The organism is Micromonospora humi, from assembly GCF_900090105.1.
GTDB classification, from domain to species: Bacteria; Actinomycetota; Actinomycetes; order Mycobacteriales; family Micromonosporaceae; genus Micromonospora; species Micromonospora humi.
In genome coordinates this window covers 467509-484768 of the sequence record NZ_FMDM01000002.1, presented here as the reverse complement: position 1 = coordinate 484768, position 17260 = coordinate 467509, and the positions used below count along the sequence as shown (strand labels likewise).

The following is a 17260-nucleotide window of genomic DNA, read 5'->3' as shown; positions in this document are numbered from 1 at the left end:
CCCCGAGGAGGAGGATCACTCGTCGGCACCCGGGGTGGCCGGGCGGGAACGGGCGTCCACGAGCGGGTCGGGCGCGGCGGCGGCCACCGGGAACGGCGGCGGGGTGCCGCCGAAGCTCGGGCACCGTGACTGGTGGCTGCACCAGTCACAGAGCCGGCTCGGCCGGGGCCGGAAGTCCTGCCGGGCGGTGGCCTGCTCGATCGCCCGCCACAACGCCACCACCGTGCGCTCGAAGCGGACCAGCTCCTCGGCGTCGGGGGCGTAGTCGCAGACCTCGGCGTCCTTGAGGTAGAGCAGGCGCAGCACCCGCGGCACCACGCCCCGGGTGCGCCACAGCACCAGGGCGTAGAACTTGAGCTGGAACAGCGCCCGCGCCTCGAACGCCTCGCGCGGCGCGCCGCCGGTCTTGTAGTCGACCACCCGCAGCGCGCCGTCCGGCGCCACGTCGAGGCGGTCGAGGTAGCCCCGGATGAGCAGCTCGTCGTCGACCACCGCGGAGATCAACGCCTCGCGTTCGGCCGGCTCCAGCCGGCGCGGGTCCTCCACCGCGAAGTAGCCCTCCAGCAGCGCGGCAGCCGAGCGGAGGAACCCCTCGACACCGGCGGCGTCGTCACCGGCGAACAGCTCCGCCAGCTCCGGCTCCTCGGTGACCAGCCGGTCCCACTGCGGGGCGACCAGGTCGCCGGCGGACTCCGGGGTGCGCGTCGGTGCCGGCAGGTCGAACAGCCGCTCCAGCACGGCGTGCACCAGGGTGCCCCGGGCCTGCTCGATCGTCGGGCGCTCGGGCAGTCGGTCGATGCTGCGGAACCGGTAGAGCAACGGGCAGGTCTTGAAGTCGGCCGCCCGCGACGGCGACAGCGACGCCCGCACCGTGACCGGCGTCCGCGCCGCCGTCTGGTCGCCCTGGGTGTCGATCACCGATTCCGCCGTCATGTCCGGAAGGTTAGGCCACCGGTGTGACACGGCCGCGAGCGCCGCACCGGTCCATGATCCGTCCCGCGTAGCATCGCCGGGGTGCGGCAGCGGACCCGACCACCGCGCCGGCGCGGGCTCAGCCTGGGCCGGGTCTTCGGGGTGCCGTTGCGCGCCGACGCCTCGATGTTGCTGCTCACCGTCGTGGTCACCGTGCTCTACGCGGCCCTGGCCCGCCGCCAGCTCGACCTCGGGCAGCTCGGCGGCTACCTGGTCGGCCTCGGCTTCGTGGTCTCGCTGCTCGGCTCGGTGCTGCTGCACGAGCTGGGTCACGCGCTCACCGCCCGCCGCTTCGGCATCGGTGTGCGGGGGATCACGCTGGAACTTCTCGGCGGCTACACCGAGATGGACGCCGACGCCCCGACCCCGCGCATCGAGCTGCTGATCTCGCTGGCCGGGCCGGCGGTGTCCGCGGTGCTCGGCGCCGGCGCGGTCGGCGCCACGCTCGCGCTGCCCGCCGGCACGCTCGGCCACCAGCTCGCCTTCCAGCTCGCGGTCAGCAACGTGGTGGTGGCGATCTTCAACAGCCTGCCCGGCCTGCCGCTGGACGGCGGGCGCGCACTGCGCGCGGCGGTCTGGGCGCTCACCCGCGACCGGCACCGGGGCACCGAGGTGGCCGGCTGGGTCGGCCGGGCGGTCGCCGTCGCCACGCTCGCCCTGGTGGTGGTGCTCACCCTGCGCCGGGCGCTCGCCCCGCTGGCCCTGCCGCTGCTCCTGCTGGTCGCGCTGACGCTGTGGCGCGGCGCCGGGCAGTCCGTCCGGCTGGCCCGCATCGGCCGCCGGCTGCACCTGGTCGACCTGTCCCGGCTGGCCCGCCCGTTGCTGCCGGTGCCCACCGGCACCCCGCTGGCCGAGGCGTACCGCCGCCGCGACGCCGCCGGCACGCCGGCCGCGGCGCTGGCCGTGGTCGACTCCGCCGGCCGTACGGTGGCGCTGGTCGACCCGGCGCTCGCCGCCGCCGTACCCCCGGCCCGGCGGCCGTGGCTCGCGGTGGACGAGGTGGCCCGCGGCCTGGCCGACCTGCCCGCCCTGCCGGTCGGCGCGGACGGCGAGCGGGTGCTGGAGACCGTCCGCACCCACCCGGGCGCGCAGTACCTGGTGACGGCAGGCGAAGATGTGGTGGGCGTGCTGCACGTCGCAGATCTCGCCCAGCTCCTCGAACCGAAACGGAAGACGAACACGTGACCGCAGAGCTCTCCACCGTCCCGGCGCTGCCTCCGGTGCACCGCGGGCCGTTCCGGCCCGGCGACCGGGTCCAGCTGACCGACCCGAAGGGCCGGATGCACACCGTGACGCTGGAGCCCGGCAAGGAGTTCCACACCCACCGGGGCATCCTCGCGCACGACACCCTGATCGGCCTGCCCGACGGCAGCGTCGTCACCACCGCCGGCGGCGGCACCGCGTTCCTGGCGCTGCGGCCGCTGCTGTCGGACTACGTGCTCTCCATGCCGCGCGGCGCCCAGGTGATCTACCCGAAGGACTCGGCGCAGATCGTCGCCATGGGCGACGTCTTCCCCGGCGCCAAGGTGCTGGAGGCGGGCGCCGGCTCCGGTGCGCTGTCCTGCTCCCTGCTGCGCGCCGTCGGCACCGAGGGTGAGCTGCACTCCTTCGAGGTGCGTGACGACTTCGCCCAGATCGCCCGACGCAACGTCGAGGCGTTCTTCAACGGGCCGCACCCGGCCTGGCGACTGCACGTCGGCGACGTCGCCGAGTGCGCCGAGACCGGCTTCGACCGGATCATCCTCGACATGCTCACCCCGTGGGAGATGCTCGACATGGTCGAGCGGGCGCTCGTCCCCGGCGGTGTGCTGATCGGCTACGTGGCCACCACACCGCAGCTGTCCGAGCTGGTCGAGGCGCTGCGCGAGCGCGGCGGCTGGACCGAGCCGCGCGCCTGGGAGTCGATGGTCCGCGACTGGCACGCCGAAGGGCTGGCGGTGCGCCCGGACCACCGGATGATCGCGCACACCGCCTTCCTGGTGTCCGCGCGCAAGCTCGCCCCCGGGGTCACCGCCCCGCCGCGTCGGCGCAAGCCCAGCAAGGGCGCGGAGGCGTACGCGCAGCGCCGCGACGCGCTGCGCGCCGCCGCGGCGGCCCGGGCGGCGGAGGAACCCGAGCAGTCCTGACCCCCGGCGCGCGGACCGGTGCGGGCGGGGGAATCATGTGTGCCCGTGGGGACGACGACACCGGAGACGGTAAGCATGAGGGAGCGGGCCGGCGCGCGGGACGGGCGGGGCGCCCGTGGCGGCGACGGCGGCACGGGCCGACGGGAGGTGGCGTGAGCAGTCCCGGCTACGGCAACGGCGAGATGCCCGCCGTCTTCCCCGACTGGTCGCCCTACGCCGACCTGGAGTCGGCCGCCCGGGCCTACCTGCGAGACCCCGACATCGCGCTGGAGGCGCTCGGCGGGGTGCTGCGCGGCGCGTCGGTGCTCGGGTTCACGCTGGAACGCTTCGTCAACGAGGTGAACGGGGTGTGGCAGGAGGTCGTCGTCTGCGACGGCAGCCGGCTGGTGCTCTGGCACGGCGAGGACGTCCCGCCCGGGGAGGGGCCACCCGGCGCGATGACCTCGTCGCTGCGTGTGGTGCCGGTCTCCACGGTCACCGAGGTCGGTTGCCGGCGGCGGCTCACCCGCGCCGACGACGGCACGGTCCGGGTCGACAGCATCGACGTCTACCTGCTGCTCAGCTCGCTGGACGAGGCGCCGCCGAGCGACGACGCGTCGGGCACGCCGCGGCACGACGCCCTGCGCTTCGGCAAGACGCTCGACGACGGCGGCGCCGGACAGATCACCCGGCTGGAGGAGTTCGCCCGGCTGGTCGCCTCGGTCGTCGGGCGTCCCATGCTCTGAGACGACGGCGCGGGCCGGGGACGCCGTCCCCGGCCCGCCGTGATCGTCGTCCGCCTCAGTCGTCGGCCTCCGGGCCGGCCACCTCGACGCCGTCGCTGCCGCGCACCACGTGGATGCACTCGCCCGGGCACTCCTTCGCCGAGTCGATCACCTCGAGGCGCAGGTGCTCCGGCACGTCCACCCGGGCGCCCGGGGCCTGCCGCAGCTCGCCGTCGGCGCCCTTGACGTACGCCAGGCCGTCGACGTCGAACTCGAAGACCTCCGGCGCGTACTGCACGCACAGGCCGTCACCCGTGCAGAGTTCCTGGTCCACCCAGACCTGCAACTGGTCCGTCGCGACGTCGGTCACGAAGCACCCCCCATGTTCTCCCGTCCCGGACTCCGACGGTACCCGAACGCCCGTACCCGCCCGTCGACCAGCCCTTGGCGATCAAGCTTCGGTGACGAGCGCGTTGCGGAGGACCGAATCGGGCTCATAGCGGCTAGTGTTAGCTCAGAACGTTCAAGCCCCCCGGGGAGGTGGGACGTGGCACGCAGCGACGACGCGGACTCGCGCGCCGCACGGTGGGAGAAGGAAGCCCACGATCTCTCCACGCAGGTCGCGTTCCTGCAAGAGGAACTCGCTCTGGTGCGACGCAAGTTGACCGAAAGCCCCCGACACGTCCGGCAGCTCGAAGAGCGGCTGGCCGCCACCCAGGCGCAGTTGGCACGGCTGAACGAGAACAACGAGCGGCTCGTGAGCACCCTCAAGGAGGCTCGCGCGCAGATCGTGACGCTCAAGGAGGAGATCGACCGACTCGCCCAGCCGCCCAGCGGCTACGGCGTCTTCCTGGCGAAGCACGAGGACGGCACGGTGGACGTGTTCACCGGCGGGCGCAAGCTCCGCGTCGCCGTCTCGCCCTCGCTGGAGGTCGACGAGCTGAGCCGCGGCCAGGAGGTGCTGCTCAACGACGCGCTCAACATCGTCGACGCGTTCGGGTTCGAACGGGTCGGCGAGGTGGTGATGCTCAAGGAGATCCTCGCGGGTCCCGACGGCGCTCCGGGCGACCGGGCGCTGGTGGTGTCCCACTCCGACGAGGAGCGGATCGTGCACCTCGCCGAGACCCTGATCGGCAGTGCGATCCGGGCCGGCGACTCGCTCATGATCGAGCCCCGCTCGGCGTACGCCTACGAGCGGATCCCGAAGAGTGAGGTCGAGGAGCTGGTCCTGGAGGAGGTGCCCGACGTCGACTACGGCGACATCGGTGGCCTCCAGTCGCAGATCGAGCAGATCCGCGACGCGGTGGAGCTGCCCTTCCTGCACGCCGACCTGTTCCGCGAGCACCAGCTCCGGCCGCCGAAGGGCATCCTGCTCTACGGTCCGCCCGGTTGCGGTAAGACGCTGATCGCCAAGGCGGTGGCGAACTCGCTGGCCAAGAAGATCGCCGAGCGCGAGGGGAAGGAGCGGCACACCAGCTTCTTCCTCAACATCAAGGGTCCCGAGCTGCTCAACAAGTACGTCGGCGAGACCGAGCGGCACATCCGGCTGATCTTCCAGCGGGCCCGGGAGAAGGCCGGCGAGGGCACCCCGGTGATCGTGTTCTTCGACGAGATGGACTCCGTCTTCCGCACCCGCGGCTCCGGCGTCTCCTCCGACGTGGAGAACACCATCGTCCCGCAGCTGCTCAGCGAGATCGACGGCGTGGAGGGCCTGGAGAACGTCATCGTCATCGGCGCCTCCAACCGGGAAGACATGATCGACCCGGCGATCCTGCGCCCGGGCCGGCTCGACGTGAAGATCAAGATCGAGCGGCCGGACGCCGAGGCGGCCAAGGACATCTTCTCCAAGTACATCCTCGCCGGCCTGCCCCTGCACGCCGACGACCTGGCCGAACACGGCAGCGACCCGCAGGCCACCGTGGCCGCGATGATCGACGCCGTGGTCCTGCGGATGTACTCGGAGACCGAGGAGAACCGCTTCCTCGAGGTCACTTACGCCAACGGCGACAAGGAAGTCCTCTACTTCAAGGACTTCAACTCCGGCGCGATGATCCAGAACATCGTCGACCGGGGCAAGAAGATGGCCATCAAGGAGTTCCTCACCTCCGGGCGCAAGGGGCTGCGTCTGCAGCACCTGCTCGACGCTTGCGTCGACGAGTTCCGGGAGAACGAGGACCTGCCCAACACCACCAACCCCGACGACTGGGCGCGCATCTCCGGCAAGAAGGGCGAGCGGATCGTCTACATCCGCACGCTCGTCTCCGGCGGGAAGGGCGCCGAGGCCGGCCGGTCCATCGAGACCGCCAGCAACACCGGCCAGTACCTCTGAGATCGGCCCACCGGGGCGGCGCCGCGCAGGCGTCGTCCCGGTCGGTCGTCTCCAGGGCCACGAAAGGGAGTCAATCTCGCTAGAGTCTGCCGGTGCGTAGATCACTTGCCCCGGCCCTGGCCGTCTGCCTCACCGCCCTGCTCACCGCCTGCGGCCCCACCACCGACAACGATTCCACGCCGGCCGACTCCGGCTCGGCGTCGGCGTCGGCATCCACCGCCGCCGACCCGGTCGCCGCGATCCGGCAGGGCCTCGGCCGCAGCCTGGAGAAGACGGCCAGGATGGACGTCACCATCAAGGCGGGGGAACAGACCATCACCATGCGCTCCGCCATCGAACCCGCCACCGGTGCGATGACGCTGGACATGAAGACCCCCGACCCGGTGAGCATGGTCGTCACCGCCGACGCCCTCTACGTCAAGCAGGACGAGCCGGACCGTAAGCCCTGGGTGAAGCTGGACCGCAAGCGCCTCCGGCCGGACGGGCCGTTGGCCCAGGGCCTCGACGTCCGGTCGCAGGCCGGCATCCTCGGCGGCGTGGAGTCCGCCCAGTCGGCCGGCGACGGCCGCTACACCGGTGTCGCCGACGCCGAGAAGGCCGTCGCTGCCGCTTCCACCGAAGGCGAGCGCAAGACCCTGCGGAACGCGTTCAAGGTGCTGAAGAACAAGTCCGTGCCGTTCCAGGCCACGCTGGACCCCGAGGGTCGGCTCACCCTGCTCACCTACACGTTCGACACGGCCGCCGGGACCATCGAGAACGAGATGAAGATGCACGGCTTCGGCGAGCCGGTCCGCATCGACCCGCCGAAAGCGTCGGACACCGAGGCGGCATCGGCCGAGATGTACCGCTTCTTCTGACCGGTCACACGGGGGCGCCCGGAGCGGAAGGCGCTGCTCCGGGCGCCCCCGCCTGCCACGCCGCCCGCCCACCCGGGGCCCGGCGCGTCACCTATCGGCGACGCGCCGACTACGCTCGACCTGACGGGGAATCCGACGGCGAGCGGAGCGGGCAGGTCGATGAGCGTCAGACGGATCATGGGCACCGAGGTCGAGTACGGCATCTCCGTGCCCGGCCAGGCCGGAGCCAACCCGATGGTCACCTCGTCCCAGGTGGTCAACGCCTACGGAGCACGACCGGAACTCAACCGGGGCGGACGGGCACGCTGGGACTACGAGGAGGAGTCGCCGCTGCGCGACGCCCGCGGGTTCACCTACTCCGGGGCGGCGTACGACCCGGCCGAGGCGCTCGCCGACGAGGATCTCGGGCTGGCCAACGTGATACTCACCAACGGCGCCCGGCTCTACGTCGACCACGCCCACCCCGAATACTCCACCCCCGAGGTGACCACGCCGCTCGACGTGGTGCGCTGGGACAAGGCGGGGGAGCGGGTGATGGCCGAGGCGTCCCGGCGGGCCGCCACCATCCCGGGCACCCACCCCATCCACCTCTACAAGAACAACACCGACAACAAGGGCGCCAGCTACGGCTCCCACGAGAACTACCTGATGCGCCGGCAGACGCCGTTCGCCGACATCGTGGCGTACCTGACGCCGTTCTTCGTCACCCGGCAGATCGTCTGCGGCGCGGGCCGCGTCGGCATCGGCCAGGACGGCGGCCAGAGCGGCTTCCAGATCTCCCAGCGCGCCGACTTCTTCGAGGTCGAGGTCGGGCTGGAGACCACCCTCAAGCGGCCCATCATCAACACCCGCGACGAGCCGCACGCGGACGCCGACAAGTACCGGCGCCTGCACGTCATCATCGGTGACGCCAACCTCTCCGAGATCTCCACCTTCCTCAAGGTCGGCACCACCTCGCTGATCCTCGCCATGATCGAGGAGAAGGCGCTCGGCGCCGACCTGGGCATCGCCGACCCGGTCGGCGAGCTGCGCGCGGTCAGCCACGACCCGTCGTTGAAGCACCTCATGCGGATGCGCGACGGCCGCCGGCTGACCGCGCTGGACGTGCAGTGGGCCTACCTGGACCGGGTCCGTTCCTTCGTGGACGACCGCTACGGCGCCGACGTGGACGCGCAGACCGCCGACGTCCTCGACCGCTGGGAGAGCGTGCTGGACCGGCTCGGCCGCGACGCCTTCGAGTGCGCCGACGAGCTGGACTGGGTGGCCAAGCTGCGGCTGCTGGAGGGCTACCGGGAGCGGGAGAAGCTCGGCTGGGGCTCGCACAAGCTGCAACTGGTCGACCTGCAGTATTCCGACGTGCGGCCGGAGAAGGGCCTCTACCACCGGCTGGTCCAGCGCGGGTCGATGAAGACGCTGCTCACCGACGAGCAGACCCGGACCGCGATGACCGAGCCGCCGGAGGACACCCGGGCCTACTTCCGCGGCCGCTGCCTGGCGCAGTACGCCTCCGAGGTGGTCGCCGCGAGCTGGGACTCGGTCATCTTCGACGTGGGTCGGGAGTCGCTGGTGCGGGTGCCGATGATGGAGCCGGAGCGGGGCACCCGGGCGCACGTCGGGCAGCTCTTCGACAGGTGCGAGAGCGCCAAGGACCTGCTGGAGATGCTCACCGGCGGCTGACCAGGATGCCGGAAGGCCCGCCGAGTGCCGGAACCCGGCGCGCGGCGGGCCTTTCGTCGTCCGCGCGAGGTAAGTTGATCGCAGGCGATCGTGGAGGAGGCACCACCATGGCGGCACAAGAGGGTGGGCAGACCCAGTCCGGCAAGTCCCACGAGGAGGTCGAGGAGGTCACCGCTCAGGCCAACCCCGAGGTTGCCGAGCGGCACGCCGAGATCACCGAGGACGTCGACGACCTGCTCGACGAGATCGACTCCGTCCTGGAGGAGAACGCCGAGGAATTTGTGAGAGGCTATGTACAAAAGGGGGGTGAATAGGGCTTAACCGGGTAAATCGGACATGCCTCGAGCGCTCAATGACCGAGACGGACGGCGTCGTTGCCGAGACTGCAGCGAGTGGAAGCCGCTCGACGAGTCCTGTGCGAACAGCCGGCGGCCCGACGGGCGCGGCAGCTACTGCAAGCCGTGCTTCAACCTTCGTTCCAAGGCGAGCTACGCCAAGCGCCTGAAAGAGAAGCACGGACGAGAGGTCCGAGAGTTGCCGGCGGTGCCGGACGGCCATCGTCGCTGCCCCACCTGTGGCGAGACGAAGATTCTGGACGACTTCCCGCGTAATCGGTCAGGCCGAGGAGGCTACGGCCGATGCTGCAAGCCTTGCCACAACGACAAGGGCAAGGAGACGAGGCTGCGCCTGTACGGCGGCAGCCGCGAGTATCACCTGCGCCGCCGCTACGGGGTCGGTGAGAAGGAGTTCCAGGAGCTCCTGGCGGAGCACGGCGGCGTGTGCGCGATCTGCCGGCGCCCCGATCCGGAACATCTGGACCACGATCATCGCACCGGCTGGGTGCGCGGGATACTCTGCTTCAACTGCAACGGCGGTCTCGGCCAGTTCAAGGACGACCTCGACAACCTGGCCGGGGCGATCACATACCTGAGAGGAACCACGTGGCAGCGGGTTTTGATCCATCCGGGCGTCTTCCAGATGTGTTCACCAACGCGGGGACGTCCTCCTTCACCACGTTCCTGAGCAAGGCGGCCCCCGAGATGCTGCCCGGCCGTCGGCCGCTGCCGCCCGGCATGGCCGCCGACCTGGCGCCGCACGCCACCACGATCGTGGCCATCTCCGCCGCGGGCGGCGTGGTCATGGCCGGCGACCGGCGGGCCACCATGGGCAACCTGATCGCCCAGCGCGACATCGAGAAGGTGCACCCGGCCGACGCCTACTCGCTGGTCGGCATCGCCGGCACCGCGGGCATCGGCATCGAGCTGATGCGACTGTTCCAGGTGGAGCTGGAGCACTACGAGAAGATCGAGGGCGCGATGCTCTCGCTCGACGGCAAGGCCAACCGGCTGGCCTCGATGATCCGCGGCAACCTGGGCGCGGCCATGCAGGGCCTGGCCGTGGTTCCGCTGTTCGCCGGCTTCGACCTGGCCGCGAGCGACCCGGCGCGGGCCGGCCGGATCTTCAGCTTCGACGTGACCGGCGGCCCCTACGAGGAGACCGGCTACGACGCGATCGGCTCCGGCTCGCTGTTCGCCAAGTCCGCGCTGAAGAAGCGCTTCCGGGCCGGCCTGTCGGTCGACGACGCGACGCGGCTGGCCGTCGAGGCGCTCTACGACGCGGCGGACGACGACACCGCCACCGGCGGCCCCGACCTGACCCGGCGGATCTACCCGGTCGTGATGACCGCGACGGCCGACGGCACCCACCGGCTCACCGACGCCGAGACGGCGGCGATCGCCGAGGGCGTGGTGTCCGGCCGGATGGAGAACCCGGGCGGCTGACCCCGCTTCCGACGCCCACCGAGTCAGCAGTCCCGCACCACAGGCACGAAGGAGAACCGCCGCCGTGGCCATGCAGTTCTACGCCTCGCCCGAGCAGATCATGCGCGACCGCTCCGAGCTGGCCCGCAAGGGCATCGCCCGGGGCCGCAGCGCGGTGGTCCTGAGCTATGCCGGCGGCGTGCTCTTCGTCGCCGAGAACCTGTCCAGCACGCTGCACAAGGTCAGCGAGATCTACGACCGGATCGGCTTCGCCGCGGTCGGCCGCTACAACGAGTTCGAGAACCTGCGCCGCGCGGGCGTGCGGATGGCCGACCTCAACGGCCTCAGCTACGACCGGCGGGACGTGAACGGCCTGGCGCTGGCGAACGCGTACGCGCAGACGCTGGGCGCCATCTTCACCGAGCAGTCGAAGCCGTTCGAGGTGGAGATCTGCGTGGCCGAGGTGGGCGCCACGGCCGAGGACGACTCGCTCTACCGGGTGACCTACGACGGTTCGGTCAACGACGAGCCGGGCCGGATGGCGATGGGCGGGCAGTCCGAGGCGATCGCCGGTGTGCTGAAGAACGAGCACCGCCCGGAGATGTCGCTGTCCGAGGCGGTCCGCGCCGCGATGAAGGCGCTGAGCAGCGTCGGCGGTGACGGTGGGGCGGCCCGCACGATCGCCGCGAACCAGCTGGAGGTGGCGGTCCTGGACCGGGCCCGGGTGGGCCGGACGTTCCGGCGGATCACCGGGGCGGCGCTGTCGGCGTTGCTCGACGGCGACGCGGAGGGCGACGTCGCACCGGCGCCGGGGCGGGCGAAGACCCCGACGGTGCCGACCGAGGAGGCGAAGAAGCCGACCACCTCGGCCGGCTCCGCCGACCTGGAGGGCCAGCACGAGCAACCGGAGGAGTGACGGTCGGGCCGCCGCCGGCCGGGGGCGACGCCTCAGACCGGCGGCGGCTCGATCTGTTCCGGTTCGGCCTGGGCCGTCACGGCGGTGGCCAGGTGGCGGCCCAGCGCCTGCGCGGCGGGGGTGAGCCGCCGGTCACGTCGGTGCAGCAGCCCGATCGGCGGGTGCGACAGCGGGCGCCGCGTCGCAAGGGTGCCGATCGCCGGGCCGGGCGCTCGGGCGGCCGAGCGGGCCAGCAGCGCTACGCCCAGGCCCCCACCGACGAGTTCCCGGACGCTGCTGGGGCTGTGTGTCTCGAACTGCACCCGCGGAGCGAAGCCCTCCTCGGCGCAGGCCCGGTCGAGCAGCGCGCGCAGGCCGCTGCCGACAGGAAGGCATACGAAAGGCTCGTCGCGTAGCGCTCGCAACGACACCGCTGTCCGCTGCGCCAGTCGGTGGCCGGGTGGGGTGACCAGCACGAGGTCCTCCTCGGCCAGCACCCGGGTGACGTAGCGGTCGGGCAGGTCGTCGTGCAGCGGACCGACGACCAGGTCGAGCCGGCCGTCCTCGAGCTCGGCCAGCAGAGGGGTCAGCAGGTCGCCGCGCAGCGTGACCGAGATCCCGGGGTGCCGCTGGTGCAGCCGGAACAGCGCCCCGGGCAGGTCGACGCAGCCGAGCAGCGGGGTGGCGCCCACGCTCACCCTTCCCCGCAACGCGCCGGAGATCTCCGCGATGTCGTCGTGCGCGGCCCGGACCTCGGCGAGGATTCGCTCGGCCCGGGCCAGGAACACCTCGCCGGCCGTGGTGAGGTGGACCCGGCGGGTGCTGCGGGCCAGCAGAGCCACGCCCAGTTCCCGCTCCAGCCGGCGGATCTGCGCGGACACGGCGGGCTGGGCGATGTGCAGCTCGGCGGCGGCCCGGGTGAAACCGCCGCAGCGGACGACGGCGGTGAAGTACCGGAGTTGGCGCAGTTCCACGGCATTCAGAATCAAGCGTGATGAATCCGAGCGCAACTGTGTCTTGGACATGTCGTCGGCCGGCGTCCGAGGCTGTCAGTATGCAACGACGACAACTGCGAGACCTGACCTGCTCGGCGATCGGCCTGGGCTGCATGGGCCTGTCCCAGGGCTACGGTGCGAGCGGGGCGGACGAGTCGGTCGCGACCATCGGGCGTGCGCTCGACCTCGGCGTCACCATGATCGATACGGCGCAGAGCTACGGGTCCGGTCACAACGAGGAACTGGTCGGCCGGGCGATCGCGGGCCGACGTGACGACGTCGTGCTGGCCACCAAGGTCGGCATCGTGCGGGAGCCGGACGGCGTGCGGTTGGACGCCCACCCGGACCGGCTGCCGGCCTACTGCGGCGCCTCGCTGCGGCGCCTGGGGGTGGACGTGATCGACCTCTACTACCTGCATCGGGTGGACCCGCGGGTGCCGCTGGCCGAATCCGTCGGGGCGCTGGCCGGGTTGGTCGCCGCGGGCAAGGTGCGCGAGCTGGGTGTCTGCGAACTCGGCGCGGACCAACTCCGGCAGGCGGTCGCCGTCCACCCGATCGCCGCCGTGCAGTGCGAGTGGTCGCTGCTGTGGCGGGAGCCGGAGGACGACGTGCTCCCGGCGGCCCGGGAACTGGGCGTCGGCGTGGTGCCGTACAGCCCGCTGGGGCGGGGGATGCTCACCGGTGCGCTGCCGGCCGGGGACTTCGTCCCGGGCGACTTCCGGCACGGCGATCCTCGGTTCGCCGGCCCGGCCCTCGACCACAACCTGGTCCGGGCCGGGGCCCTGCGGCGGTGGGCCGAGGAGCGAGGGCTCACCGCCGGCCAACTGGCTCTGGCCTGGCTGCTGGCGCAGGGGCCGGACGTGGTGCCGATTCCCGGCACCCGGTCGCCCCTGCGGGTCGCGGAGAACGCCGCCGCGGCGGCGGTGACCCTGTCGGCCGAGGACCTGGCGTGGCTCGACCGGGAGGTGCCGCGGGACGCCTGGGCGGGGGACCGGCGCTCCTTCGCCGCCCACGGGCTGCGCCGGGGCGGCGCCGGGTGACCCCGGACGCGGGCGGTGGGCGACGGCGGCCCGGAGGCGGCGTCGCGAGACCACCGGGTCGAGCGCTGCCCATCTGGTGCCTCGGGCGGCTAATGTCTCATCATGGAACGGCGAATCTTCGGCATCGAGACCGAGTACGGCGTCACCTGCACCTATCGCGGGCAGCGCCGGCTGTCCCCCGACGAGGTCGCGCGGTACCTGTTCCGGCGGGTGGTGTCGTGGGGCCGGTCGAGCAACGTGTTCCTCCGCAACGGCGCCCGCCTCTACCTGGACGTCGGCTCGCACCCGGAGTACGCGACACCCGAGTGCGACTCGGTGACCGACCTGGTGGCTCACGACCGGGCCGGTGAGCGGATCCTGGAGGGCCTGCTCGTCGACGCGGAGAAGCGGCTGCACGACGAGGGCATCGCGGGCGAGATCTACCTGTTCAAGAACAACACCGACTCGGCCGGCAACTCGTACGGCTGCCACGAGAACTACCTGGTGTCCCGGCACGGCGAGTTCGGCCGGCTGGCCGACGTGCTGATCCCGTTCCTGGTCACCCGGCAGTTGATCTGCGGCGCCGGCAAGGTGTTGCAGACCCCGCGTGGCGCGGTCTACTGCCTGTCGCAGCGGGCGGAGCACATCTGGGAGGGCGTCTCCTCGGCGACCACCCGCAGCCGACCGATCATCAACACCCGCGACGAGCCGCACGCCGACGCGGAGCGCTACCGCCGGCTGCACGTGATCGTCGGCGACTCGAACATGAACGAGGTCACCACGCTGCTGAAGGTCGGCACGGCCGACATCGTGCTGCGGATGATCGAGGCCGGCGTGGTCATGCGGGACCTGACGCTGGAGAACCCGATCCGGGCGATCCGCGAGGTGTCGCACGACATCACCGGCCGGCGCAAGGTCCGCCTGGCCTCCGGCAAGGAGGTCTCGGCGCTGGAGATCCAGCAGGAATACCTGGCCAAAGCGACGGAGTTCGTGGAGCGCCGCGGCGGTGACCAGACCGCCAAGCGGGTGGTGGACCTGTGGGCGCGGGTGCTGCGCGCGGTGGAGACCGGCGACCTGGACCCGGTCGCGCGGGAGATCGACTGGGTCAGCAAGCTGAAGCTGATCGAGCGTTACCAGCGCAAGCACGACCTGCCGTTGTCGCACCCGCGGGTGGCGCAGATGGATCTGGCCTATCACGACCTGCGGCGCGGCCGGGGCCTGTACGGGCTGCTGGAGCGCCGCGGCGAGGTGGACCGGGTGGCGAACGACCCGGAGATCTTCGAGGCGAAGGAGACACCGCCGCAGACCACCCGGGCGCGGCTGCGCGGCGAGTTCATCCGGCACGCGCAGGAGAAGCGGCGTGACTTCACCGTCGACTGGGTGCACCTGAAGCTGAACGACCAGGCGCAGCGCACGGTGCTCTGCAAGGACCCGTTCCGGGCCTACGACGAGCGGGTGGAACGGCTGATCGCGAGCATGTGACGCCGGCGGGCGGCCGGTGCCCGGCACCGGCCGCCCGGGCACCGGTACGCTGGCGTCGCCATGGACACTTCCGAACCGCAGGGCCGCGAGCGCGGCCAGACCTCCGGCCGCGAGCGGGACGGCGGCACCGAGAAGCTCAACTGGATCGACCGGCGGCGGGAGAAGATCCGCGCCGAGCTCGAGCGCAACCGTCGCGGCGACCACAAGGTGCCCACCTGGGCGCTGGCGGCCGCGCTGGTGCTGATCGTGGTGGCCTGGGTCGGGCTGATCCTCTGGTTCGGCTGAGCCGGCGCCCGGCGCGTGCCGGTCAGTCGAGCAGGCCGGCGGCGTACCGACCGGCGGCGGCGGCGGTCAGGAAGTAGGCGTGGTCGGCGTCCAGGCCGCGACCCATCGTCGACAGTCCGACCGGGCTGGCCCGCAGCGCCGCGTCGAGGCCGTCGGTGGGCACGGTGACGATCCGGTGCCGGTCGGCCAGGGGCGCCAGCGCCGCCGTGACGGCCGCAGTGAGGTCCGGGTCGAGGCCGTCCGGCACGACCAGCTCCGCGGGGGCCAGTGCGACCCGGCCGTACGCGGTGAGGCTGTGGTGGGAGACGCCGCGGTGCCGGGGCCGGGGGTCGGCGTCGGAGACGCGCAGCGAGCCGACCGGGCGGCCGCCGAGCGTGGCGACGGCGTTGACGGCCTCGCCGACGGCCACCCCGGAGAAGCCCCAGCGGGTGCCGGTGCCGAGGTTGCCCGGGCCCTGGGCGACGATCGCCAGGTCGGCGTCGAGCACGTGCCGGGCGGCGAGCAGGCCGCTGTGCAGGGTGGTCGCCTCCAGGTCGCCGCCGAACGCCTGTCCGACGGTGACCGTGCCGGCGAGGTGGCCGGCGAGCCCGGCCAGGGTGCGGGAGAACCAGGCGGGCAGCGCCCCGCCGTCGGTGAGCAGGTAGGCGACCCGGGCCCGGGGGGCGTCGGCGTGCACGCCGGCCAGGACCGCCGGCAGGGCGGAGTGCAGGTCGGCGGTGACCACCGGCATCCCGTCGATCGACTCGGCGGTGGCCAGCCGCGCGTGGTGCGGGGAGGCCTCCTCGTCGACGCCGAGCAGGATCGGTTGCAGCGGGGTGTAGCGGGCCTTGACCAGGTGACCGGCGTCGCGGTTGTCGACTGCCTGCGGCGGGTCGGCGGGGAGCCGGTCGGGCAGCGCGACGACGAGCGCGTACCCGCCGGTGCCGAGGCCCATCAGCAGGGCGCCGGCGTTGAGCAGCACGCGGTCGCCGGGTTCGGGGTCGCCGACCAGCGCGGGGTAGGCCAGGGCCCGCATCCGGGCGCCGTCGGGCAGCTCGACGTCGAGTTCGACGGCGCCGGCCCACCGCCGCCGTACCGTCGTGACCGTCCCGGACCGCCATCGCACCATGCGGGCACGCTATCGGCCGGTTGCCCGGCGGCCGGCGGCCGGGTCAGGCCTCCTGGTCGACCGACCGGCCCGGCTCGTCCTGGGTGGTGCGCGCGCGGCGGCCGGTGCCGCGCGGCCGGGTCGGGTCGAGGAAGACGTACGCGATCTCCGGGAACCGCCCGGTGAGCCGCCGTTCGGCCTCGTCGGAGGCGGCCTCGATCTCGGCGCCGGTGGCGTCGTCCCGAAAGTCGACCTTGGCGGCGACCAGGATGTCCTCCGGGCCCAGGACCATGGTCATCAGCGTGTCGATCCGGTCGACGGTCGGCACCTGCGCCAGCTCCTGCTCGATCTGCCGGTGGGTCCGTTCGGAGACGGCGCGGCCGACCAGCAGCGAGATGTTGCTGCGGGCCAGGACGGCGGCGACCACCAGCAGCAGCACGCCGATGAGGATCGAGGCGACCCCGTCGTAGAGCTCGTCGCCGGTGAGGTGGGACAGGGTGAGCCCGGCGGCGGCGATCAGCAGGCCGATCAGCGCGGCGCTGTCCTCCAGGAAGACCGCCTTGACCGTGGTGTCGGCGGTGAGCCGCAGGTAGCGGCGGGGGGTGGTGCGCCAGCGCCGCGACTCGCCGCGCACCTGCCGCACGGCCCGGGCCAGCGACACCGACTCGATGGCGAACGAGATCGCCAGCACGACGTACGCGACCAGGTAGCTGCCGGTGTGCTCGTGCACCAGGATCGTGGTGACGCCGTGGGTGATGGCGAAGCCGGCGCCGGCCACGAACGTGAACAGCGCGGCGAGGAACGCCCAGACGTAGCTCTCCTTGCCGTACCCGAAGGGGTGTCGGGGGTCGGCGGGCCGTGCGCCGCGGCGCAGCGCGAGGTAGAGCAGCAGTTCGGTGGTGGTGTCGGCGACCGAGTGGGCGGCCTCGGAGAGCATCGCCGCGGAGCCGGAGAGCAGGCCCGCGACCAGCTTGGCGATCGCGATGGCGAGGTTCGCCGCGCCGGCCACCACCACGGTGCCGACGCTCTCGGTCTTGACTTCCGCTTCCGCCATGCGCCCACCCTATGACCG

The 17260-nt window shown here is 72.4% G+C and carries 18 protein-coding genes; 13 read left to right on the top strand and 5 right to left on the bottom strand.

The genetic code is table 11. The features are described from left to right. Positions 1–15: 15 nt before the first annotated feature. Complete coding sequence (locus GA0070213_RS05315) at positions 16–933, bottom strand: RecB family exonuclease (protein WP_091058155.1); 918 nt, start codon at positions 931–933, stop codon at positions 16–18. Positions 934–1098: 165 nt separating this feature from the next. Here GA0070213_RS05315 and GA0070213_RS05310 point away from each other — a divergent pair, with 165 nt between their 5' ends. The 3 genes from GA0070213_RS05310 to GA0070213_RS05300 all read left to right on the top strand — a co-directional run bounded on the left by GA0070213_RS05310 (position 1099) and on the right by GA0070213_RS05300 (position 3823). Then, positions 1099–2157, top strand: coding sequence for a site-2 protease family protein (locus GA0070213_RS05310; RefSeq protein WP_139128624.1), 1059 nt, complete (start codon positions 1099–1101; stop codon positions 2155–2157). Continuing rightward, positions 2154–3098 carry a tRNA (adenine-N1)-methyltransferase gene (locus tag GA0070213_RS05305; RefSeq protein WP_091058149.1) on the top strand — a complete coding sequence of 315 codons (945 nt, stop codon included), beginning with the start codon at positions 2154–2156 and terminating at the stop codon, positions 3096–3098. Before GA0070213_RS05310 ends, GA0070213_RS05305 begins: the two co-directional genes overlap by 4 nt. 152 nt (positions 3099–3250) lie before the next feature. Further along, on the top strand, positions 3251–3823 hold the full coding sequence (locus GA0070213_RS05300; protein WP_091058146.1) for a hypothetical protein: 573 nt from the start codon (positions 3251–3253) through the stop codon (positions 3821–3823). 55 nt (positions 3824–3878) lie between these two features. On the opposite strand, the gene GA0070213_RS05295 is transcribed toward GA0070213_RS05300, so the two are convergent. Next, positions 3879–4172 (bottom strand): ferredoxin, encoded by a 294-nt coding sequence (locus GA0070213_RS05295; RefSeq protein WP_091058143.1) that lies wholly within the window; start codon positions 4170–4172, stop codon positions 3879–3881. A 177-nt stretch (positions 4173–4349) separates the two neighbouring features. Here GA0070213_RS05295 and arc point away from each other — a divergent pair, with 177 nt between their 5' ends. The 7 genes from arc to prcA all read left to right on the top strand — a co-directional run bounded on the left by arc (position 4350) and on the right by prcA (position 11341). Continuing rightward, the gene (gene arc / locus GA0070213_RS05290) at positions 4350–6131 is read left to right on the top strand and encodes a proteasome ATPase (protein WP_091058140.1); all 1782 of its coding nucleotides are present in this window, start codon (positions 4350–4352) and stop codon (positions 6129–6131) included. Between the two features lie 92 nt (positions 6132–6223). Then, complete coding sequence (locus tag GA0070213_RS05285; protein WP_091058137.1) at positions 6224–6988, top strand: hypothetical protein; 765 nt, start codon at positions 6224–6226, stop codon at positions 6986–6988. A 159-nt stretch (positions 6989–7147) separates the two neighbouring features. Then, positions 7148–8665, top strand: a complete 1518-nt coding sequence (gene dop / locus GA0070213_RS05280; RefSeq protein WP_091058133.1) for a depupylase/deamidase Dop — start codon at positions 7148–7150, stop codon at positions 8663–8665. Positions 8666–8772: 107 nt separating this feature from the next. Next, a complete protein-coding gene (locus tag GA0070213_RS05275; protein ID WP_091058131.1) occupies positions 8773–8979 on the top strand; it encodes a ubiquitin-like protein Pup in 207 nt (68 codons plus the stop codon). A gap of 22 nt (positions 8980–9001) precedes the next feature. After that, a complete protein-coding gene (locus GA0070213_RS05270; RefSeq protein WP_175441205.1) occupies positions 9002–9688 on the top strand; it encodes an endonuclease VII domain-containing protein in 687 nt (228 codons plus the stop codon). After that, positions 9607–10446 carry a proteasome subunit beta gene (prcB, locus tag GA0070213_RS05265; RefSeq protein ID WP_175441204.1) on the top strand — a complete coding sequence of 280 codons (840 nt, stop codon included), beginning with the start codon at positions 9607–9609 and terminating at the stop codon, positions 10444–10446. Before GA0070213_RS05270 ends, prcB begins: the two co-directional genes overlap by 82 nt. 64 nt (positions 10447–10510) lie before the next feature. Beyond that, the gene (gene prcA, locus GA0070213_RS05260; RefSeq protein ID WP_091058118.1) at positions 10511–11341 is read left to right on the top strand and encodes a proteasome subunit alpha; all 831 of its coding nucleotides are present in this window, start codon (positions 10511–10513) and stop codon (positions 11339–11341) included. Positions 11342–11373: 32 nt separating this feature from the next. Here the strand turns inward: prcA and GA0070213_RS05255 are convergent, their stop codons facing one another. Then, positions 11374–12294, bottom strand: coding sequence for a LysR family transcriptional regulator (locus tag GA0070213_RS05255; protein WP_091058114.1), 921 nt, complete (start codon positions 12292–12294; stop codon positions 11374–11376). Positions 12295–12374: 80 nt separating this feature from the next. On the opposite strand from GA0070213_RS05255, the gene GA0070213_RS05250 reads away from it, so the two are divergent. The 3 genes from GA0070213_RS05250 (at position 12375) to GA0070213_RS05240 (ending at position 15101) form a co-directional block, all read left to right on the top strand. Next, entirely contained in the window at positions 12375–13355 is a 981-nt protein-coding gene (locus GA0070213_RS05250) for an aldo/keto reductase (RefSeq protein WP_217628584.1), read from the top strand. Between the two features lie 102 nt (positions 13356–13457). After that, positions 13458–14816, top strand: a complete 1359-nt coding sequence (pafA, locus tag GA0070213_RS05245) for a Pup--protein ligase (RefSeq protein ID WP_091058108.1) — start codon at positions 13458–13460, stop codon at positions 14814–14816. Positions 14817–14876: 60 nt separating this feature from the next. Beyond that, entirely contained in the window at positions 14877–15101 is a 225-nt protein-coding gene (locus tag GA0070213_RS05240; protein ID WP_091058105.1) for a hypothetical protein, read from the top strand. Positions 15102–15123: 22 nt separating this feature from the next. On the opposite strand, the gene GA0070213_RS05235 is transcribed toward GA0070213_RS05240, so the two are convergent. Together GA0070213_RS05235 and GA0070213_RS05230 are read right to left on the bottom strand one after the other, a co-directional pair. Further along, entirely contained in the window at positions 15124–16209 is a 1086-nt protein-coding gene (locus tag GA0070213_RS05235) for a DUF3866 family protein (RefSeq protein ID WP_091058102.1), read from the bottom strand. Between the two features lie 43 nt (positions 16210–16252). Further along, a complete protein-coding gene (locus GA0070213_RS05230; RefSeq protein WP_091058100.1) occupies positions 16253–17242 on the bottom strand; it encodes a cation diffusion facilitator family transporter in 990 nt (329 codons plus the stop codon). Positions 17243–17260: the final 18 nt, after the last annotated feature.